Origin of the sequence: Alicyclobacillus acidiphilus NBRC 100859, from assembly GCF_001544355.1 — a bacterium.
GTDB classification, from domain to species: domain Bacteria; phylum Bacillota; class Bacilli; order Alicyclobacillales; family Alicyclobacillaceae; genus Alicyclobacillus; species Alicyclobacillus acidiphilus.
Map to the genome: position 1 here is coordinate 85,138 of NZ_BCQI01000005.1, position 21,257 is coordinate 106,394.

The following is a 21,257-nucleotide window of genomic DNA, read 5'->3' on the forward strand; positions in this document are numbered from 1 at the left end:
GGAGTTCCATGCGCGCTTATACGTTGCTCAAACAGATCGGACAAGTGTTGGAACACGACATTGTGGATGAGCACGGCGTTGTCCTGATTGCTCGGAACACGGTCATCACCGAAGCTTTGGTTCGCAAAATCGGCAACCATACGATTCGCGAAGACGTTCACTTGGGGGCGGAGGATCTGCAACATCTGGTGGACGGTTCGTTGGAAGCGATGGACGAGGTGTTTTTCCACGCTCGCTGCCAGACCAAGGTCCATCTCGAACCCGTTCGCCGACATCTGCTGCCCACCATTCGAAGGATGGCGGAAATGTCGGACCTCCCAGAACTCCTCCGAATGCTGCGCAACCACGACGAGTACACGTTGACGCACTCCATCGGGGTTGCGGTGCTTTCCACGATGCTGGGAAAGTGGCTGAAGTTCGATGACGACAAGCTCGAGCGGCTGTCGGTTGCCGCAGTGCTGCACGACGTCGGGAAGGCGAAGATCCCTCCGGAACTTTTGCAGAAGCCGAGTCGCCTGACCGAATCGGAGTATATCATCATGCAGCGGCATACGGTGTTTGGCTACCAACTGCTGCAGCAGACGGAGGGCATCTCTGAGGAACAGGCGAAAGTGGCGTTGCAGCATCATGAGCGGATCGACGGATCAGGATATCCGCAAAAGCTCACCGGCGGGGAGATCCACGAATTCGCGAAACTCGTCGCCGTCACGGACGTCTTTCACGCCATGGCGTCCAAGCGCGTGTACAAAGACGCGCTGCCCTTTTTTCAAGTCCTGTCCGAGCTGTACGAAGGACAGTTCGGCTTGTTCGATCCGGTCATCCTGCAGACGTTCGTATCGAAGCTCCTGCAAGATTTGATTGGCACCGAAGTGCTGTTGTCGGATGGCCGGCGCGCTCGTGTCGTCTTGCTGAACGACAAAGAGCCGACGCGCCCGCTCGTGCAAGTCGGCCGCCAATTTGTCGATCTCGCCGTTCAACGGGACATCCGCATTGTCGACGCGACCCCGGCGCTGCAAACGCAGTGAAGAGCGCAGGTGTGTGCACCCGCGCTCCGCGTAAGCCAACTTATTGGACTTTCGATTCCGCAGCGGTCGACATCAGCGGTTCAACGTCTGCATGTTCGCTTCTGGATAGCGCGTTCCGGCAGCTGCGCCCTTCGGGGCGATGGCGTCGATCGCCGCCAAATCATCCTTGGTCACCGTGACTTCGAGCGCGCCGAGGTTATCCTCGAGGTACTTGCGCCGCTTTGTCCCAGGAATCGGCACGATGTCGTCGCCGAGCGCCAACAGCCATGCGATGGCGAGCTGGGCTGGGGTGCAGCCTTTTTCCTTCGCGAGCGATTCGATTTTTTCCACGAGCTCAAGGTTTTTTTTGAAGTTTTCACCTTGGAACCGAGGCGAAAAGCGGCGGTAGTCGTCTTCCGCCAAATCCTCGAACCGTTTGATTTGCCCCGTCAAGAAACCGCGGCCGAGCGGACTGTACGCGACGAATCCAATTCCGAGTTCGCGAACCGTCGGCAGGATTTCGTCCTCGACGTCGCGGCTCCAGAGCGAGTACTCGGTTTGCAGCGCAGCGATGGGATGGACCCTGTGCGCGCGGCGGATCGTTTGCGGCCCTGCCTCGGACAATCCGAGATACCGCACCTTTCCCGCACGAACCAAGTCGGCCATCGCCCCTACGGTCTCTTCAATAGGAACAGACGGATCGACGCGGTGCTGGTAGTACAAGTCGATGTAGTCCACACCAAGGCGCTTGAGGCTCTTGTCGCAAGCTTCCTTGACGTACTCTGGACGGCCGTTGATGCCGAGAAATGTGCCGTCTTCCGCCCGGACGTTGCCAAATTTCGTCGCGATGATGACGTTGTCCCGATACGGCTTCAGCGCGCTGCCGACGAGCCGTTCATTTTCCCCGACGCCATACATATCCGCCGTATCGAAGAAGGTAATGCCTTGTTCAACCGCGTATTCGATAGTGCGAATCGATTCTTGATCATCGCGGTTGGCGTAGAAATCGGACATGCCCATACATCCAAGTCCAATGGCGGAGACCTGTAGACCGTTGCCAAGTTGACGCGTTTGCATGCGAACCCTCCTCGAATTGTCGTGACAATCAGCGTGACTAAACCCATGGCCCAATCGTGGCCAATCAGTATGTACTGATGAGAAAAGTGTAGTGTCCGAGTGGGCATAAATGCAAATGGCTGTCCTTTGGTTGCGCGCGATCTCGTCTGGATGGTACGATTCAACCAACTCTAGCGTTTCGTGTCGAGAATAGGGAGGTTGAGGGCGTGCGTGGGAGGAAACCTGCTGGCTATCCGGGGCTCGGTGTCGCTATCGGCCTGACGGTGCTCGTCGTGCTTGTGTCTGCCTTCGCCGGATACGCCATCGTGTATCGCGCCCGGATGGCGTTGGCGCACGTCCGGCCGTCGACCGCTCCCCTTCGGGCGGGCAGTTCCGTGCAGCAATACCACATCTCCCGTCAATATGCTTTGCCTGCTTCTATTCGCGAGATCGATATCGTCATTCCTGCCGGAAGCATCACGATCACGGGTGCACCTTCGATTCACAAAGTCGCCATCAACGGCGTCTATCGGGCCAGCACGGCGAAAGGGCTTTCGGCGGCGCGGCAGTTTTCGAACAACTGGCATGTGTCCGCGGACAGCAGCAAGCGAATCATGACATTGGCGATGAAACAGCCCATCGATGTGCGATTTCCGTCGCCTCGCTTCGACGTGAGCATCGTTGTGCCGAAGAATGTGGCCCTGAAAATACAATCAGCCAATGCTGACACCACGGTCTCCGACCTGGCTGGGCAAGTGCAAGTGGCGTCGACCAATGGCTCCGTCGTCGTCCATCGAGTCGAAGGCGCGGTGACGCTTTCGACGGTAAATGGCAACGTTAGTGACGATGTCGCCAGCGTCGAAGGAAATGTCAGCATGACCTCTGTGAACGGTTCGATCTCGTTCGACATCAAGGGGCGTCCATCCTTGAAAATGGTCGCCAAGACCATGGGCGTCGTCGACGGCAACGTGCACTGGGTGCGCCGCGGTCCCCATCTGATGTCGGCCGAACTGGGCAAAGGGAGATATCAAGCGACGTTGTCGACTCGCAATGGGAACATCGATGTCGAGGCGTCCGAGGGATAGGTATGTAGAGCAGACAGTGGAGGAACCCTCAACTTGCGAATGCCAAAATGGTTCTTGTTCGTGCTTCTGATTCTTGCGAATCTCATCTGGTCCGGCAGCTTTCCGGCCACGAGTGTCGCCTCGCAGTCCATCGCGCCGACACTGCTCGTCATGTGCCGCTTGCTGATAGGAGGGGCCATCCTCTCGCCATTCATCTGGATCCACAAACGCCGGGCCGGGGCGTTGCCTCCGTTTCGTTCACTCTTGCGAACAGCCATCCTTGGCCTGCTTGGTTTCACCGTGCCCGTCACATTGGAAACCATCGGCATTCACAGATCTTCGCCGGCGCTCGGCGCAGTCTCCATCGCGCTTGAACCGCTGTTCACACTGCTGGTGGCGGCGCTGCTCTATCGCACGAAACTAGGCCCTGTCCGGTGGTTCGCGATGGGCATTGCGGCTGTCGGCGCGTGGGTGATCGCCGGGTGCCCGCGTCCTGGCTTTGTCGGCTATTTGCTCGGCGACGTCCTCATGCTAATCGCCGTGCTGTGCTATGCTGTCTACAACGCTGTATCCGGCCGACTGACCGCGGATGTTCCGCCGACAGTCGCGACGTCCGTCATGTTGCTCACGAGCGGGATCGGCTGCATCCCCTTGTTCTGGTTGACGGGCCACCATTTTCCGCGGCATTTGTCGACGCCAGCTGTCGTCAGCGCGCTGTTTCTCTGCGTTTTGGCAACCGCTGGCGCCTATTTGGTGTGGGTCATCGTCCTGCAGGACCACGACGTGTCCAGTGCCGCCATCACGCTCTACCTGCAGCCAATCTTTGGTGTGCTGTTGTCGATCGCGATCGTGCACGTTCGCCCCGAATGGTACTTTTATGTCGGAAGCGTCTTGATTTTTGGAGCACTGTTTCTTGGGCGAAACCGCGCCGTTCAATCCAGGGCGGCGAACGCGCCAGACATAGGAGGCATAACGAATGAGTAAACGCGTACAAGCGTATGGAACGTGGGAGTCGCCCATCACCGCCGACTGGATTGTGTCGACGCAAGTCAAGTTGGGAAGTCCCATCGCTGTCGGGGATAGTTTGTATTGGTCCGAACGACGCCCGCAGGAAGGCGGACGGACGACGATTGTCCGGCGCACGCGAAGCGGGGAAGAGATCGACTGCCTGCCGCAGCCGTACAGCGCAGCGTCCCGCGTGCACGAGTACGGCGGAGGTTCCTACGCGATCGGTGACCAGGCCATCTATTTTGTGAACGCGTCTGATCAACGGATCTACAAAGTCGCCATCGACGACAGCGCCGTGCAAGCGCCGCAGGCGGTGACGCCTGAGAGCCATCGACGCTACGCGGACTTGGTCATCGCGGGCGGCAGCATCCTTTGCGTCATGGAGGAACACTTTTCGGATCGGGAACCGGAAAACACGCTCGTTTGCATCGACATCGCGACCGGTGAGACGGCCGTCATCGCGTCTGGCCACGACTTCTACTCGTCTCCTCGACTCAGTCCGGATGGCCGTCGACTGGTGTTCACGGCCTGGGATCACCCGAACATGCCGTGGAACGGCACATACCTGTACATAGCGGACTGGGACGGCAGGCAGTTGTCCCAGCTTCGACGGATCGCCGGCGGCGAAAGCGAGTCCATCGTGCAGCCGCGATGGAGCCCGGCAGGCTCACTGTATTACGTATCGGATCGCTCAGGATGGTGGAACCTCTATCGTTTCGGCGACGGAGCAGGGGATGTCGCGATGGCGCCGATGGAAGCTGAATTCGGCAGGCCGCAGTGGACGTTTGGCATCTCGACGTACGATTTTCTCGGCGAGTCCCAGATTGTCGCGAGCTATGTGGAACAGGGACTGGATAAACTCTGCGTCGTTGATATCGACAGCCGGCGCGTGACGCCGTGCGATCTTCCATATACCAGTTTCGCTTCCGTCTGTGCGGCGGAAGCGGGCACAGTCTACGTCCTTGCCGCGTCGATCGATACACCTGAATTCATTGGCGAATGGCGCCCGGGCTGGACCGATCTCGCCACCGTGAAACCATCGACGGCGAATCGGCTGCCTGACTCGTTCATCTCGAGGCCCGAAACGCTCACATTCCCCACGTCCGGCGGCGAAGTCGCCCACGGGTTCTACTATCCGCCGACCAATCCGGATTTCGCGGGACGACCGGGCGAAAAACCGCCTCTGCTCGTGATGTCGCACGGCGGACCGACCGGCGCGACGAGCGTGATGTTCAGGCCAGGGATTCAGTACTGGACGTCGCGCGGCTTTGGCGTGCTCGACGTCAATTATCGCGGGAGCACGGGGTATGGCAGGGCGTACCGGGATCGATTGCAGGGCCAGTGGGGTGTGTTGGATCTCGATGACTGTTGTTTCGGCGCCCAGTTTCTCGTCAATCGCGGCGATGTCGACGGCGACAAACTCGCCATCGAAGGAGGCAGCGCCGGCGGTTACACGACGCTTGCGGTTCTCACGTTCCGCGACACATTTCGAGCAGGCGCCAGCTATTTTGGCATCAGCGACTTGGAACTGCTGGCCAAAGAGACGCACAAGTTTGAATCAAGGTACATCGAGCAACTGATTGGCCGCTATCCGCAGGATATCCATCTCTTCCGGGAACGCTCGCCCATCCACCATGTCGATCAACTGAACAGCCCCATCATCTTCTTCCAGGGTGCGGACGACAAGGTTGTTCCCCCGAACCAGGCGGAACGCATGGTCGACGTTCTTCGCGAGAAGGGATTGCCTGTCGCGTACCTCCTGTACGAGGGCGAAGGTCACGGATTTCGGCGCGCTGAAAACACCAAACGGTCGCTCGAAGCACAATGGTATTTCTTCGCACGCGTATTTGGCTTGCCAAGCCCGAACGTCGATCCGGTGCATATCGATAACTTGAGTTGATCTCCAAGGCGCATCTGCAAGCAGTGTAGATGGTGCGGACGAAGAAAGGAGGGGAGTGGTGTGATAGCACACATCATTCTCAATGTGAAGGATTTTGATGTCTCGGAGAGGTTTTACGATGAAGTCCTTGGCGGCCTCGGATTCACATGCAATCTCCGAGAAGTGGAAGACGGCGTGTCCGTCAAATCCTACATCAGAGACGGGCACAATATATGGATTCGGCATGATGTGGGCAGCCGACATCACGCCTTCGTTCGCGATGTCGGGTTGGACCATATTGCGTTACTTGCCGATTCCAAAGAGAAGGTCGACGAATTATATCAGGCGGTATCGGCGTTGGATGCACTCGTAACACAAGCGCCAGAATTCTACCCTGAGTATGCGGAACATTATTACGCCTTTTACTTCCGCGATCCAAGTGGAATACCCTTGGAGATATGTACCATGTAAATTCTCGAATCAATCGGGCCAGCGGTGTCACCTGAATCGCTTGATCATGGGGAGTGTTTGTCCCTGTTCGAAGGGATGTGATGCGTCTTTGGATCGGAGAGCGTTGAGTTTACGGCTGCTTCAACCCAGGCGGCTGGAATGGCACGAGATCACCTTGCCTTCACTCGGCCATCACGACGTTTGCATCCAGACTCTCGCCTGTGCGATAAGTATCGGTTCAGAGGTTCCAGTGTATCGGGGCGATCCCATGGCGACCGAGTGGTTGCCTTCTACGGACAGCAGGATTACGCGGCATGCCATGAAAGGGGGATCATACCGGCACCGCAGGAGTTTTTCCGATGTCGCTTCCATACCCCAGGATTACAACGCAGGTTTCGAGTGTTCAGCGAAAAATGCAGGATTCCACGCCCTTGATCTGCGTGATGATTAGTATAATCGAATAAATATACATTTCTTCCGGGAGGCGATCAAAGTGGACATTCGACTGGCAACATCAACTGACGCCAATGCCATTCATTTGATCATGATGGATGCTTACTCGGAGTACAGGGTTGTCCCTGGTTCATCAAGTGCTTTAGGCGAAACGGTGGACGATATTCGGGATGCCATAGAATCAGGAAACGAGAAAGCATTGGTAGGATCGGTGGAAGGCTCAACGGTTGCATGCGTTCGCTACAGCTTGAAGGATGGGGGGGTGTACTTCTACCGCTTAGCAGTTCGACGGGGTTGGCAAGGTATGGGCTTTGCGAAGTTGCTGCTTTTCCACTTGGAGTCACTGGCGAAGGCGGAGGCGCAACCGAAAATTTGGTGTAAAGTTCGATACTCGGTGCCGAGGAATATTTATTTATACCAATCCCTAGGTTACGTGAAATCCGGCGAAGAACTGGTTCATAAAGATAAGGGTGTCACTTTGGAAGTTTGGACGATGAGTAAGAGTTTGTCCATAGGACGCAGTTCACATGGAGTTGATGTTGGGCCATAAGGGTGAACACAGCGAATCGAGGATGTAACGAGCGGCACGGGCGTTCAGAGAGTGAACGGACAAAGCGTCGCAAACGAATCACCAAGCGTATCTATCAGGTGTTCGGGAAATCCCGCCAGGTTATGGACCGGCGTGCAGATTCGCGGATGACCAAGGAGCCGTGCATCGCATCGCTGCGGCGGCGTATCAGCGTCAGAGGCAGACAGAGCCCGCGTCACATCATTTTTTGGACCGTGGAAGCCAGTATGCCTCTCACGACTACCGCGACAAGCTGCGAGAGTACGAGGTGCGGAATAGGTAAACTTACATCTTCTCTTGTTTTGGGGTGTCCATGCTATAGATTTAATACCAATTGGCTGTTTTCGTAAAGATTGTTGCTCCAAGCCATATATAAACGGGAGCTTCTACAGATGAAGCACCCGATAGCGACGGAACATTGTGTTATCCACCCAAAAACACTGTCTCGATCTCTTGTTCCAGATGTCCTCCATCGCCGGCACTTACGAAATAGGCTTTAGCATTCAGGCGTGAACTCACCGTTCTTGCTAGCTCCGTTTCAACGAAATGAAGTGCAACTCCGTCGTCCACCGCATACCCAGCTTGGAGTTCTCCGGATTGGATGTAGTTTCGGTACACCGGTCGTCTTGCTACTTCACCATCGTAATGCGGACAATTACTACCTTTTAGCAGACCAAGACATTTGAGTGGCATCAACTTATCGCCGTACGAATCCGTTAATCCTTCCTCAAACCAACAAATCGATCCTGCACTCAAGCCTGCAAGAATGACACCATGTTCCCAAGCCTTTCGTAAAATCACATCCAACCCCCATTCTCTCCAAAGGGCTAACATACTTTTTGTATTTCCTCCGCCAACGTAGATGACATCCTTTTCGAGGATATAACTCTCTAGATCACTAGTTGGCAATCGAAATAGAGATAAGTGCGATGGATCGCAAGAATAATGTTCGAAAGCATTACGAAATTTAGCAACATAGCTGTCTGCGTCACCGCTCGCAGTAGGCAAAAAGCAAACTTGAGGTCTTGTTTTGTTCGTTTGCTTTAAAATATATAAATCCAGTAAAGGATTTTCAGGTTCCATGGAAAAACCGCCGCCACCCATTGCAATTATGTGCCTCATTGACATATGACTCATCCTTTCCCCGAAGAAGTTGTTCTTTCATTCGTTAACGATTGTACGCTCATACTACAACATTCCACTATTTACAAACGAAAACTGTTACTGCTCGGTTAAACTGCCCCATACCTGAAAAACCTCTGTTACACCGTCCGAAGGTACTCTACTGTAATATGATTTGCCCGCCTCGTCATATCCTGAAGAAGTGAGCGTTTAGCATCGTATGGCTGTAGGTCTTTGTACCGCTCCAAAAAGCGAAACCAGAACGGGTAATTGTCGAGATATTTCGTCGCAACACCTTGGAAACGCTCCATCCACGTCTTTAAGCGTTTGTGATACGAATTGACATGCTGTACATGATAAATCCCTTGAAGCAGGTACACGCCCTTATGCACGTTGATAACTTCGTGATGGAGTCCCTTCATCCTCGCGAACGCCATATAATTTCGTGCAGAGTCAGTGCATAGAAGAGAATCTGGGGCGAGACGCGGACCCGGCACAGCATCAATTTCTGTTGCCGTAATCCGACCGCGCCCCGTATTTTGAGCAATGATGTCACCGTCGCGATCGATAGCGACCACCACATGCGAATCAGCAAGTCCATCATGCCAATCACATATTGACACGGTCGGTGACGTACATTACATTTGAGGACAATAGCGAAAGGTCATGATTGGGACTAGTAAGTGTGGGCTGGATCTCAGAGAGCCGATGGTTGGTGCAAGTCGGTGGAAGGCCAATTCTGAACTCACCCATGAACTGCAACCCGAAACGTAGGGTGCGCCGGAATTCCTCCGTTACAGGAATGGATGGTGACGGCCATCCAAAGAGTGGATCCTGCTTCCAGGGTCAATTAGAGTGGTACCGCGAGTGACGCCTCGTCTCTAACCAATAGAGACGGGGCTTTTGTCATTCATGTGTACACTCGGGAATGAAGAAGGGTCTAGCTTTGTCACGAGTGTAAGTATCGGAGCCGCTGACGAGGAGGGGGATTGGTTTGACAAAACAGTTAAAACAAAGTGCCCAAACTGTGCAAAACAGGTTGAGGGAATTGGGATACTCAAACGAAGTGGTGGAACTGCCGGATAGCACGCGAACTGCTCAAGAAGCGGCAGATGCCATTGGATGTGACGTTGCACAAATTGCAAAGTCCATTATATTTCGCTCGAAGCACTCTGGTAAGCCACTTTTGGTCATTGCAAGTGGTGCAAATCGTGTGGATGAGAAAACCGTTTCAAGACAGATAGACGACGAATTTTCGAAAGCTGACGCAGACTTCGTACGCGAATGCACAGGATTTGTCATAGGAGGAGTTCCGCCACTGGGTCATGTTCGGACTATCACAACAATCATTGACGAAGATCTCTTACAGTTCAAAGCAATATGGGCGGCGGCAGGACACCCTAAAGCAGTTTTTAAACTGACGCCTAATCAATTGATGGAAATGACCAAGGGGAAGGTGCTGCCCATAAAATAAGATCCCAAGGTGACGTTGACAGGCTGTGAATTTCAACTGAACTCTTGCTTTCGTGCACGTAGGAAGGTTTGGCGACTGAACAGACGATAAAATCGGCTGGATGTGCGGTCTTCCTCTGTCCTGACCACTGAAAGTCAACTGGAAGAAGGGGTGGCATTGTGGGCAATCAACACGAAAAAATCAGAAGTCAGTTTCAGAAACAAGCTAGTAATTTCTCGCGTAAAGGTTCCAGTCAAACGAATGACAGGTACATTCAGTGGATTTTGGAGAGTCTAAATCTTGGAAGTGACGATCGAGTATTGGATGTTGCCGCTGGAACCGGGATTCTTAGTCGAGCGATGGCTCCCCGATGCCGACAAGTTACTGCAATCGACCTTTCGACCCACATGTTGAAGCAAGGACAGAATGAAACAATGGATGCAGGAATTACGAACATTAACTTCGTTGAAGGCGTCGCGGAAAAACTCCCTTTCGAAGACCACCAGTTCGACATTGTGGTTTGTCGTTTTGCATTTCACCACATAGAGAATCCTCGCCAAGTCCTGCGCGAAATGGTGCGCGCCTGTAAAGTGGGTGGAACTATCGCGGTGATTGACATTGTTTCTCCCGAGGACGATCATTTGGCAGCGGTCTATAACCGCTACGAAATATTGCGAGATCCATCCCATGTAAGGGCATTGAAACGATCCGCCATGTCCGCACTTTTCCGGCAGGAAGGAATATTTGTTATCGTGGATGAGTCTATCGATGTCGAGTCGGATTTTGAAAAATGGTTAAGTTTAACACATCCTGCCAAGGAGATAGCGCATGAACTTATCTGTGATGTGACAAATGAAATCGAAGGCGGTAGTTCGACAGGATTAAGGCCCTTCTACAAAAATGGCAAATTGTATTTCCACCACACGTTCATGAAAATTGTCGGTAAGGTTGATGGATAAAAATAGTTCCGTCTTAAACGAAGTGATCCGTGTTACTCAGTGGTTGCACGTAAAGAATTTACACCACTAGTATGTTCAACTCGTACCTCAAAATTTTTGAGATACAATTCTCGTAGTGGTCGGGTATCACGAATTACGCCATGAGACTCGGTTCTCGACGTCAAGACTGCGAACCCGGACCTTGCGAGAGTGTACGAATGAGCTGGATGTTGGGAGGCTAGTTTGGCTTCCTCTGCGGACCTGAAACGGAAAGTCATCAGTATCCTGGACATGCTATTCCCCGAGTATGAACGCGTGTTTTCTGACCTATTTGGCAAGACATCCTCCAAGTTGCTTATGGAATACACGACGCCAGAAGAAATCCTAGCCGTGGACAGGGAGGAGCTCGCCGCATTTATTGCACAGCATAGTCGGAATCGCGTTGGCCTAGGCAAGGCGGTGGAGCTGAAATCTGCTGCTGAGTCATCGTTCGGGATCGATATGGCTCTTGATGCGTATCGCCTGTGCATCTCGCTCAGGGGCAAGAATAAAGAAACCAACCAACACAAAAACAACACCCCATGACACCCATGCAGCTGTAACTTTCTCTCGCTGCTTCTCATCCTTAATGGAAAATATATCAAGGCCTATCAAGGAGTACAGGATGAGAAATATGGCTACGTCATGACGTGTATTGGCTTCAATGCGTTGAAACTCCCGCAGCGCTTCATTTAGTGCCATTCAATCGCCACCCCACCTGCCGTATAGGTCACAAAACACAGTATGCGACACTGTTTGTTCGGACATGGACAAATAACATGTCGCTCAGTACCATAAAAATTGCCTTGTGTGCTGAATTGGACGATCGGGCAGTTCGATAAGGTGCCTCGAAACATGGAAGGGCAAGTGATGAACGATGAACCATCTCCACGGTTACCCAAACGATATGATCGATCTCTTGCAATCCAAGTTTGGAGATTTCATCAGCGTCGAGTCACTGAGAGGCGTCGCAGGATCGAAATCATCCACATCTCGGCTGCAATTTGCAGGTGGCTGTGCGGTGGTAAAGTCGTCATCTCACAATCGGGAACGCCTATTCTATGAACGATATGCAAATGCCCTTCGTGAACACGGCGTCCATGTTCCACAACTTTATTGGGCCGGGATCGATTCGGATCATACCAACTGGATAGCTATGGAATACATACCTGGCGTTTTTCCGCAAGAACAGTGGCGGAACAATCCCGCTCAAATCAGGATGTTGTGCAATCTTCATGCCTACTGTTCGGGACCGATCTCGTTACGAGACGACGCCACGTGGTATCGTCCAAAATGGGATGACGAAATGACAGAGCTGGCTTTCACCTGGTTCGAGGGCAGTTCCGAAGGCGAACTGATCAAGCAACGATTAAGAGATGCACAGCAAAAATCTCAAACTCTTTTTGTTCCGCATTGCTGTTTGTCTGGAGACCCAAACCCCACGAATTGGCGCGTACGCTCCAACGGAGAACTGGTGATGGTTGATTGGGAAAGATTTTGCGAAGGGAATCCAGCCATTGACTTGGCGATCACGATGCCTAATTTGGGAACTGAAGATCTTTCTTTGGAGACTCAACTCGCTCGGACCTACAACCGCCTCTATCGGGAAATGAACAACGCTGCATTCCAATCCGACTTGGATTTTGCGCTGCAGATTCGTGCAGCGAAGATATGGACAGTTGTTGAGTTTATTGCAAATGCGGCTCGTGATATGGACAATTACCCGAAAGCGACGATCGATTACATCGTAGCGCATCTTCCCGCCTTCATTCCTAAGCTATCGTGATGCTCACTGTCTTTGTGGTTGGTTTGGTGGTCTTGATCCGAAGAAGCAAAGAACGTGCTCGTCATTCTGAGTTAGCGACGGCGGCGCGATCGCAATAGACGGCGGCCGGCGGCGCAGGTGGAGGCAGAGGTGAGGCGAATGGGAAGGCGAAATAGGCGTCCCTGAGCTGCTTATTTCGACGAAGTGGCCGGATCGAACGCAAATAGGCGTCCCCAGGCCGCTTATTTGCCTCCTCGCCTTTCGGAATGGGGTGTTTTCAGCCATTTAAGCCGCTGTCAGCTGCTTATTCGGCGCACATCAGACGATTCGACACACTTAAGCGGCCTACGGCTGCTTATTCGCCTCGGAGGTCCCCCGGTCGCCCCAGCCCCGCCTCAGCGCGATCCCGCCCCAGCCCCGCCCCAGCCCCGCCCCAGCCCCAGCCCCGCCTCAGCGCGATCCCGCCGCCCCGCTCTCTTTCCACGATCGCACTTGCCCAGGCAGGTACGTGATGCTACACTCCTCTATGTAAACTGAAAATATCGTGAAGAGGGGCGCTAGGGGTGCCGACAATGGCTGAGAGGCAAACGTAAGATTGCCAACCCTGCGGACTCGACCTGGATAATACCAGCGTGAGGAAGTGCCCGTCGATAATGAACAGCACCCTTTTCACATGCTTGTGAAAAGGGTGTTTTTGCTTGTATTGGGCGCGCTTCGAGCGGATTCCCCTTCACGGCAAAGGAGGAAGTAGGATGGTTAGGAGCTGGAAATTGCGGGATGTCATCTTGATGGTCGTCTTCGCGATCGTGTGCGGTGGACTGTACCGAGTGTGGGACCTCGTGTACGACCTGCTGCCGGGTACGGCTTATGCGGCGCAGGCCGCGACGACGGGACTGTGGATGATTGCGGGCGTGATCGTCCCGTATATCGTGCGGCGCCCGGGTGCTGCGTTGTTGGCGGAACTGATTGCGGCTGCAATCGAAAACATGCTGGGCGGACAATGGGGTTTGTCCAACATGGTGTCAGGACTCATTCAAGGGATTGGCAGTGAACTTGTGTTTCTCTTCTTCGCCTATCGTCGATTCAATCTGCTTACCTGTGTGCTCTCCGGTGCTTTGGCTTCGTTCGCTGGCGTCGTGCAGTGGTACTTCCAATACGGCGGGGACAGCATGAGCGCATGGGTGATCTTCGAATACACGGTGGTCGCGTTGGTGAGCGGCGCGATCCTCGGCGGCTGGCTGCCCAAGAGCATCGGCGACGCGTTGAAACGGGCGGGGGCATTGCGCCGCTTCGCGATTGGCCAGACGGATCGGACGATGGCGCAATGAGCGGCGCGGCCAAACAGCCCTGGACGAGTGCTCCGTTCGTGCGTGTCGACAACGTGTCGATCCGCTACGAACAGGATCATCGAGCAATCGTGCGCGATTGCTCGTTCTCCTTTTCTCGAGGCGAACTGGTGCTGATTACGGGGCCGAGCGGCTGCGGCAAGAGCACGTTGGCGATGGCGCTCGCGGGGATCATTCCGAATTCCGTCGAGGCTGAGGTGGATGGGCGTATCTGGCTTGACGATGATCTCAAGGGACCTGGGAAAATCGGCTATGTGTTTCAGGACCCCGAGACACAATTCTGCATGCGCCAAGTGGGCGACGAAATTGCTTTCGGGCTGGAAAACCTGAAGGTCGAACGGGACGACATGCCGGAGAGGATTGAGCGGAGTCTCGCGATGGTGAATTTGGACGTGCCATGCTCCGCAAATCACGCGTCGTTTTCGGGCGGGATGAAACAAAAGCTCGCGATTGCGTGCGCGCTTGCGATGGACGCGGAACTGCTGATTCTCGACGAGCCCACCGCCAATCTGGATCCGCAGTCAACGCGAACCGTGTTTGAGCAGATTGTCGCTTTGCGTAGACAAGGTAGAACGGTCGTCGTGATCGAGCACAAATACGAACCGCTCTTGCCGTACGTGGACAGGATTGTCTCGCTGTCCCGAGAGGGGCAGGTCGAGGGCGTGTTCGAGTCGGCCGAGGCGTGGCGATCCGCGGTCGAACCCAACCCAGTACCCGTTCGACAGCCAAGCCGCGAAGCCTTGAGCGCGGCAAGCGGCGCTTTCGCGGGGGACGATGCGGTGCCGCTGCTGCTGGAAGCGTCGGGTGTGGCTTTGTCGTACGGGCAGCGCACGGTTTGGACAGGTGTCGATCTCGCCCTTCGCAGGGGAGAATGGGTCGCGATTGTGGGCCCCAACGGCGCAGGCAAGTCTTCGCTGCTCGAAGTGTTGGCGGGGCTTCGCAAGCCGTCCGCGGGCGAGGTGCGTTTGCAGGGGCAACCGCTGGCCAAGATTCCGAAGTCGAAGCGGTATGCGGCGATTTCGTATGGATTTCAAAATCCTGAATACCAGTTTCTGTTTGAACGTGTGATCGACGAGATGGCAGGACGTGTCGTTGGCGACGACAGGCCTGCGGATACGCTGGAACAACTCGCGGAATTCGGCTTGTCCAATCTCGCGCTGGCCTCGCCGTACGAGCTGAGCCAGGGCCAAAAACGTCGGCTCGCGGTAGCGACCATGCTCGGCAAGCGCAGCGACGTTTGGTTGTTTGACGAGCCGACTTATGGCCAGGATGCCCAGACAGAGCGATTGATTCTGGAGAAGTTGAAGGCTAGGCAGATGCAGCAGGGGACGGTGGTCACCGTCACGCACGATATGGACCTGGTGAGAGCGTGGGCGACGCGTGTCGTTGTCCTCGCGGACGGTGGAATTCTCTACGATGGAAGTGTGGACGGACTGTTTGAACGCGGCGACGTCTTGGCGGCCGCGCATCTGCTGGACGATGTCTTGGACATCGAGGAGGATGGGAACCGCGAGACCTCAAACAAAGGCCGTTCGCTATCTCCGCAGTCGTCTCCGCAGTCGTCTTCGCAGCCGCGGCGCATGCCAGCGCCTCGCAGATCGCCCTTCGGCATGCTGCACCCTGGCTGCAAAGGGCTGGCCCTGGTGGCGATGGCGACTATCATCCTGTTCGCTTGGAACTTCGCGCAGCTTGGTCGACTTTGGGCTTTGGTGATTGTCGCCGCATTTGGACTCAGTTGGTGCAATCCATGGAAGATGATGGTCAGGCTGTCTCCAGCCTTGGCCGCGTACTTGATTTACCTGTGGACGTTCGCTGCCAACGCCGCCGTTCCTCCGGGGACTCCGTCCGTTCATTGGCTGTGGTACAACATCAGTTGGTACGGAATGTGGAAGGGCGTGCTCGTCGCGCTGCGCACGCTTTCCACGGTCGTGTTGGGGTATGTGATGCTTGTCAGCACCGATGGAACGGACTTCGCGGTCAGTCTGAGCCAGACCTTTCGCGTCAGTCCCAAGTTGGCTTATGGCATCATGGCGGGCACGGGGTTTATCGGAAGTTTCCAGCGGGATCTGGAAGTTTTGCGCATGGCCCGCAGTTTGCGGGGGCGTCAAGGATGGTGGATTTTTCACCCTGTTTCCTATGCGCTGCCACTGCTCAGCCAGGCAGTTCGAGTAAGTGAGCGGATGGCGGTTGCGATGGAGGCGCGTGGGTTTTTCGGCGATCCGGCGCAGTTCGCAAGTCGAAGAACGTATTTTCGCGTCCTTCGACTGCGCCCGTGGGATGTCGCCTTCTCCGCCGGATTGGTCATCGTGCCGCTTGTCTTGCTGTTTGTCTAACTCTCTGCTTCGACGGCGGGATCGACCTGTCCGCGCATCTGCTTCCAGGCCACCGCGAAACCGACTCCGGCAAAGATGGCGAAGAGCGGCATCAGCGGGTATCGGAAGCGATCCCACGCGGGGAAGAAGAAAAAGAAGCACGTGTTGTATACGATGAATGCGAACGGAAACATGGCCGTTCGCCATCCAGGAATTCTGCGCACGAAGAGAACCATCAGTCCGATCACGGCCGGCAGCATGAACAGGAAATAGCCCGTCGTCGCAATTCCGTCCACGTACTTCAGCCAGGAAGCGACGTGCGGGGACACGCGGAACGTGTACCACGCCGAGTTGACGTCCGCTTTGTACAAGTCCCAGATCTTCTTAAATCCGTTGATGATGGTCTGCGGAATGTGATGTTCGATGTAGTGAATCGCGTAACTCTGCGCGACGGCGTTCTTCTGCACTTCGTTTTTGATATGAAGGATGGGGTTCAGGTACGGATTATACGACCACCAGTATCCTCCGTTCGTGTGGATGCCTTGGAATAGGTTGGTGCCGCCGTTCGTCGAGACGAGAACCCAGTGGTGCAAGGCAATCTTGTTGCGGATGGTGACCGGCAAAATGGTGAGAAACATGCCGACAAACAAGACCACCGCGCGCCACAGCGCTTGCACGACGCGATTCCGCATGACAAGCCACTCATATAGGAACACAAACGCCGGAAACGCGAGCGGGATCGGGCGAACGTCGCAGGCGAAGCCAAGAATCAGGCCCGAGCAGGCGATCCACCAAGGGAATCGCTGCGCGTCACGGCGTTGTCGTATGTAGAGAACGACGGAGAGGAGCAGCAGCGCGGTGAAGATCTCCTCTGAGCCCAGCACACTGTTCCATATAATTTGGCTTGGCAAGAGCGAGTAGATAATCGCTGCGGCCATGGCGTAGAATGTGCGGCCAAATATTTGGCGGGTCACGACGTAGATGAGTCCGACGATCACGGTCGACAGCACCGCGTTCAGAACCAGTCCGACGATGACCGACGGCCCTGTCACTCGGAAAATCAGCGACAGGAAGAACGGCCAGCCGATGGGCCAGTACGCGGTCGCTTGGCCCATCCAATAATAGCCTTTTCCGTTCGCCAAGTCGGACGCCCGGTCAAAATACCAAAGAAAGTCCGCTTGCTGCGCGGGGTGCATCCACGCGATCCAGAGGCATCGAACGACGATGTTTGCAATCAGGAGAATCCATATGGCTTTCGTCTGCTGCGAAGTGGTTTTGACGTTCAAGATAGTCCCGTGCTCCTTTCAAACAGAATCTATCGTACCTTACTTTTGCCTCGAAGACGAGATTCTTCGTGGCAGAACCCGACAAAATCCCTGAAAAGTCGATCCCGGAAGAGAGAAATCATACGATTGTGGTATCATAATAGAAGCGTGTGTTCGATGCGGGACCCGACTCGGAGAGACGGGGTTCGTCATGCTTCGAACTGCACTGAAAGAGCCTATACTTTATGTAATGGGAGTGGAGTTATGCCCTACACAGAACAAGATCAACTCGCGGTAAAGACGATTCGCACGTTGTCTATCGACGCCATCGAGAAAGCCAATTCCGGTCACCCGGGTTTGCCAATGGGTGCCGCGCCGATGGCCTATGTGCTGTGGTCACGGTTCATGAAGTACAATCCGTCGAATCCAAGCTGGATCGATCGCGATCGCTTCGTCCTCTCCGCAGGACACGGTTCCATGCTGTTGTACAGCCTGCTTCACCTGACGGGCTACGACGTGTCGATCGACGATTTGAAACAGTTCCGCCAATGGGGCTCCAAGACACCTGGACACCCAGAGTACGGCCACACGCCGGGCGTGGACACGACGACCGGACCGCTCGGTCAAGGTATCGCGACCGCCGTTGGTTTTGCGATCGCGGAGCGATTCTTGGCAGCGAAGTTCAATAAAGACGGTCATACCCCAATCGATCACTATACATACGTCATCTGCGGCGATGGGGACCTGATGGAAGGCATCAGCGGCGAGGCGAGCTCGCTCGCGGGCCACTTGAAGCTCAACAAACTGATTGTGCTGTACGATTCCAACGATATTTCGCTCGACGGCCCGACGAACTGGGCGTTCACGGAAGACGTCAAGATGCGTTACCGCGCGTACGGCTGGAACGTTCTGCGCGTCGAGGACGGCAACAATTTGGACGAGATCGAAGCGGCTATCGCGAAGGCGAAGTCGTTCAACGATGCGCCGACCTTGATTGAAGTCCGCACCATCATCGGCTACGGAGCGCCAAACAAGCAAGGTACGGCAGGTGCACACGGCAGCCCGCTCGGCAAAGAGGAAACGGCGCTCGCGAAACAGACGTACGGGTGGACGTATCAGGAAGATTTCTACGTGCCGGACGAAGTCCGCTCGCTGTTCGCCGAACTGAAGGCGCGCGGTGAGAAAGCTGAACAAGCGTGGAAAGACGCGTACCAAACCTACGCCCAAAAGTATCCTGCGGACGCGAAGACGTTCGAAACCGTGATCGCGGGCAAGGTCGACGTCGACTTCGATGCGGTGCTGCCGGAGTTCAACGAATCCGTCGCGACGCGCGAAGCCTTTGGCAAGGTGATCAACGCCATTGGCCCGCATATGCCGACGCTGCTCGGCGGTTCGGCCGACCTGTCCAAATCGAACAATACGATGCTCAAGGACGAAGATCATTTCAAAGCGCCTGACTACGCTGGCAAGAACGTGTTCTACGGCGTTCGCGAGCACGCGATGGGCGCCATGGTCAACGGCATTGCCCTGCACGGCGGCGTGTTCCCGTATGCGGGCACGTTCCTGGTCTTTGTCGACTATCTCCGCCCGGCTGTCCGTTTGGCCGCGTTGATGAAGCAGCCGTCGCTGTTCGTGCTCACGCACGATTCCATCGCGGTCGGCGAAGACGGTCCGACGCACGAACCTGTGGAACAACTCGCGTCGCTGCGCGTCATTCCGGGACTGCGCGTGTTCCGTCCAGCAGATGGCACGGAAACCGGCTTGGCCATCAAATACGCGTTGACACACCGCGATGCGCCTGTCGCGCTCGCGCTGTCGCGGCAAAAGCTGCCGACGTTGCAGGAGATCAAGGACAACAAGGCCAACTTTGACAAGGGCGGCTACGTGATCTTCAAGAACGGCGACGGATCCGATTTCGCCTTGCTGGCATCTGGATCGGAAGTTCAATTGGCGCTCGAAGTCGGTAAGAAACTCGCTGACGAAGGTGTCAAAGTGCGCGTTATTTCGTTCCCGTCGCTCGAAGTGTTCAAGGCACAGGACGCTTCGTACCGCAACGAGGTGCTTCCGCCGACCTTGAGGAAGCGCGTCGCAGTCGAAATGGCGCATCCGATGTCGTGGTACGAGTTCGTCGGCTTCGACGGCGAAGTGGTCGGTATTAATCGCTTTGGCGCTTCGGCACCTGGCGACATCGTCGTCAAAGAGTACGGCTTCACGGTCGACAACGTCTACAGTGTCGCAAAGCGCGTTCTCGGTAAATAAGCTTCGGGGCGGCGACTCGCTGTGGCAGTACGCGCGTCTTCTGCATATGTCCAAAATCATGGAATGTTACGGCCCATGTCCGTTGAGCCAGGAAGGAAGTCTGAGTACGATATCCCATACTCTCTTGAGGAGGCGTTACGTATGGGTGTATTTGGCGGATATACGCAGTGGGCTGTCGTATTCTTGATCATTTTCGTCCTGTTCATCTTGTTGGTGCCGTATGCAGGTGGCGCGTATTAAGTGAACGTCATAGCGAGGGCCATCCCTTTGGCAAGCGGCCATTCTTGTGGATCAAACGATCCGCTGGGATGGCCGCTTTTGCACGGGGACGGCTTTTTTGACGCCCTAATCCTCTGTGTCGTTGTTCCGGAATCGGGCTTGGGAGGCATAATGATTGCTGACAATCTGGATCAATTGCTTCGTGAACGCCTCGTTTTCAATCGCGTCGGGGTAGGCGAGAAACGTTGGCCGGCGGAAGTGTTCGTCGTCGATCGGCACCGCCGCAATCCCTTTCGCGTGGGCGTCCGCGAGCGTCCGGCGCGGCAATAAGGAGATGCCAAGTCCTTGCGCGACCATCGCTTTGATTCCGTCGATGGAGTCCAATTCCATTCGCACTTCTGGGTACACGTCGTATTTTGCCAGCAGCATCCAGATGCGCCGACGAAACGGGGCCGTCGAATCGGCGAAGGCGATGAACGGTTCGGTCGCGATCGCCGCGATGCCCGGAAAGTCGTGTGTAAATCGATGGTGCTGCGGGACGACGAGATCGATCGCGTCGGCCGGAAACTCCACCAGACGCACGCGCGGGTGGTGAACCGGCTCGCCGAGGAAACAAAAATCCACCTGGTTGCCGATGAGCGCGCCGACCATGTCTTCGTAGAGGCCCATGCGCACTTGCAGGCGCACTTCTTCAACCTGCAGCATGCGGTGCAGGCACTGCGGCACGTCGGTCGACACGAACGCCCGGCCCGACATCACACGCAGCGTTCGGACGGGGCGCTTGAGCGGCTCGACCATCCGTTGTTCGATACTCATCATCTGCTCGGCTAACGGCAGCAGACGTTGGCCCGCCGCAGACAATTGCACGCCGCCAGGCGTTCGTGTGAACAACTGATAGCCGAGCTCGCGCTCCAGACGCTGCAGGCGGGTTGTTACGGTGGATTGCGACATGAACAGCTGTTCGGCCGTGCGCGAGATCGATTTATTGCGCGCAACCGCCATGAATAACTGCAAGTCTTTCGTCTCCAGCCACATCGCCCCCATGCCCAATCAACGT

17 protein-coding genes, 1 pseudogene, 1 riboswitch and 1 other annotated feature are annotated in these 21,257 nt (G+C 55.3%); of the genes and pseudogenes, 12 read left to right on the top strand and 6 right to left on the bottom strand.

Annotation, left to right across the window (positions count from 1 at the left end; translation table 11 throughout):
- The first annotated feature begins 8 nt into the window (after positions 1-8).
- Entirely contained in the window at positions 9-1,025 is a 1,017-nt protein-coding gene (locus tag AAC01S_RS03445) for an HD-GYP domain-containing protein (RefSeq protein WP_067618805.1), read from the top strand.
- A gap of 72 nt (positions 1,026-1,097) precedes the next feature.
- Here the strand turns inward: AAC01S_RS03445 and AAC01S_RS03450 are convergent, their stop codons facing one another.
- Positions 1,098-2,081, bottom strand: a complete 984-nt coding sequence (locus tag AAC01S_RS03450; RefSeq protein ID WP_067618809.1) for an aldo/keto reductase — start codon at positions 2,079-2,081, stop codon at positions 1,098-1,100.
- 206 nt (positions 2,082-2,287) lie between these two features.
- Between AAC01S_RS03450 and AAC01S_RS03455 the strand changes: the two genes are divergently transcribed.
- The 5 genes from AAC01S_RS03455 (at position 2,288) to AAC01S_RS03475 (ending at position 7,464) form a co-directional block, all read left to right on the top strand.
- Positions 2,288-3,145 (top strand): DUF4097 family beta strand repeat-containing protein, encoded by an 858-nt coding sequence (locus AAC01S_RS03455; protein ID WP_067618812.1) that lies wholly within the window; start codon positions 2,288-2,290, stop codon positions 3,143-3,145.
- Between the two features lie 39 nt (positions 3,146-3,184).
- Positions 3,185-4,108, top strand: a complete 924-nt coding sequence (locus AAC01S_RS03460; protein WP_083511482.1) for a DMT family transporter — start codon at positions 3,185-3,187, stop codon at positions 4,106-4,108.
- Positions 4,101-6,032, top strand: coding sequence for a S9 family peptidase (locus AAC01S_RS03465; protein WP_067618817.1), 1,932 nt, complete (start codon positions 4,101-4,103; stop codon positions 6,030-6,032). Before AAC01S_RS03460 ends, AAC01S_RS03465 begins: the two co-directional genes overlap by 8 nt.
- A 60-nt stretch (positions 6,033-6,092) precedes the next feature.
- Positions 6,093-6,482, top strand: coding sequence for a VOC family protein (locus AAC01S_RS03470; RefSeq protein WP_067618820.1), 390 nt, complete (start codon positions 6,093-6,095; stop codon positions 6,480-6,482).
- 472 nt (positions 6,483-6,954) lie between these two features.
- Positions 6,955-7,464 (top strand): GNAT family N-acetyltransferase, encoded by a 510-nt coding sequence (locus AAC01S_RS03475; protein WP_067618823.1) that lies wholly within the window; start codon positions 6,955-6,957, stop codon positions 7,462-7,464.
- A 441-nt stretch (positions 7,465-7,905) separates the two neighbouring features.
- Here the strand turns inward: AAC01S_RS03475 and AAC01S_RS03480 are convergent, their stop codons facing one another.
- Positions 7,906-8,604, bottom strand: a complete 699-nt coding sequence (locus AAC01S_RS03480; protein WP_067618920.1) for a Type 1 glutamine amidotransferase-like domain-containing protein — start codon at positions 8,602-8,604, stop codon at positions 7,906-7,908.
- Positions 8,605-8,744: 140 nt separating this feature from the next.
- Positions 8,745-9,185 (bottom strand): annotated as a pseudogene (locus tag AAC01S_RS03485) (IS1595 family transposase); the annotation flags it as partial.
- A gap of 76 nt (positions 9,186-9,261) precedes the next feature.
- Positions 9,262-9,490: a binding site (T-box leader), on the top strand.
- A 108-nt stretch (positions 9,491-9,598) separates the two neighbouring features.
- Here AAC01S_RS03485 and AAC01S_RS03490 point away from each other — a divergent pair.
- Positions 9,599-10,078, top strand: coding sequence for a YbaK/EbsC family protein (locus AAC01S_RS03490; protein ID WP_067618826.1), 480 nt, complete (start codon positions 9,599-9,601; stop codon positions 10,076-10,078).
- A 158-nt stretch (positions 10,079-10,236) separates the two neighbouring features.
- Positions 10,237-11,016: a class I SAM-dependent methyltransferase gene (locus AAC01S_RS03495; protein ID WP_067618829.1), complete on the top strand. Its 780-nt coding sequence runs from the start codon at positions 10,237-10,239 to the stop codon at positions 11,014-11,016.
- Between the two features lie 462 nt (positions 11,017-11,478).
- Here AAC01S_RS03495 and AAC01S_RS19170 read toward each other — a convergent pair whose 3' ends face one another.
- Positions 11,479-11,736 carry a hypothetical protein gene (locus AAC01S_RS19170; RefSeq protein WP_157071031.1) on the bottom strand — a complete coding sequence of 86 codons (258 nt, stop codon included), beginning with the start codon at positions 11,734-11,736 and terminating at the stop codon, positions 11,479-11,481.
- A 205-nt stretch (positions 11,737-11,941) separates the two neighbouring features.
- Between AAC01S_RS19170 and AAC01S_RS03505 the strand changes: the two genes are divergently transcribed.
- The 3 genes from AAC01S_RS03505 (at position 11,942) to AAC01S_RS03515 (ending at position 16,478) form a co-directional block, all read left to right on the top strand.
- A complete protein-coding gene (locus tag AAC01S_RS03505; protein ID WP_370670803.1) occupies positions 11,942-12,820 on the top strand; it encodes an aminoglycoside phosphotransferase family protein in 879 nt (292 codons plus the stop codon).
- A gap of 528 nt (positions 12,821-13,348) precedes the next feature.
- Positions 13,349-13,455, top strand: a riboswitch (TPP riboswitch).
- Between the two features lie 96 nt (positions 13,456-13,551).
- Positions 13,552-14,127 carry an ECF transporter S component gene (locus tag AAC01S_RS03510; RefSeq protein WP_067618837.1) on the top strand — a complete coding sequence of 192 codons (576 nt, stop codon included), beginning with the start codon at positions 13,552-13,554 and terminating at the stop codon, positions 14,125-14,127.
- The gene (locus tag AAC01S_RS03515) at positions 14,124-16,478 is read left to right on the top strand and encodes an ATP-binding cassette domain-containing protein (RefSeq protein ID WP_067618839.1); all 2,355 of its coding nucleotides are present in this window, start codon (positions 14,124-14,126) and stop codon (positions 16,476-16,478) included. The genes AAC01S_RS03510 and AAC01S_RS03515 overlap by 4 nt, the downstream gene beginning before the upstream one ends.
- On the opposite strand, the gene AAC01S_RS03520 is transcribed toward AAC01S_RS03515, so the two are convergent.
- Positions 16,475-17,743, bottom strand: a complete 1,269-nt coding sequence (locus AAC01S_RS03520) for a glycosyltransferase family 39 protein (RefSeq protein WP_245630055.1) — start codon at positions 17,741-17,743, stop codon at positions 16,475-16,477. The two genes, AAC01S_RS03515 and AAC01S_RS03520, sit on opposite strands and share 4 nt — an antisense overlap.
- A gap of 243 nt (positions 17,744-17,986) precedes the next feature.
- Here AAC01S_RS03520 and tkt point away from each other — a divergent pair, with 243 nt between their 5' ends.
- A complete protein-coding gene (gene tkt / locus AAC01S_RS03525; protein WP_067618841.1) occupies positions 17,987-19,981 on the top strand; it encodes a transketolase in 1,995 nt (664 codons plus the stop codon).
- A 345-nt stretch (positions 19,982-20,326) separates the two neighbouring features.
- Here tkt and AAC01S_RS03530 read toward each other — a convergent pair whose 3' ends face one another.
- Positions 20,327-21,214 (bottom strand): LysR family transcriptional regulator, encoded by an 888-nt coding sequence (locus tag AAC01S_RS03530; protein WP_245630056.1) that lies wholly within the window; start codon positions 21,212-21,214, stop codon positions 20,327-20,329.
- Positions 21,215-21,257: the final 43 nt, after the last annotated feature.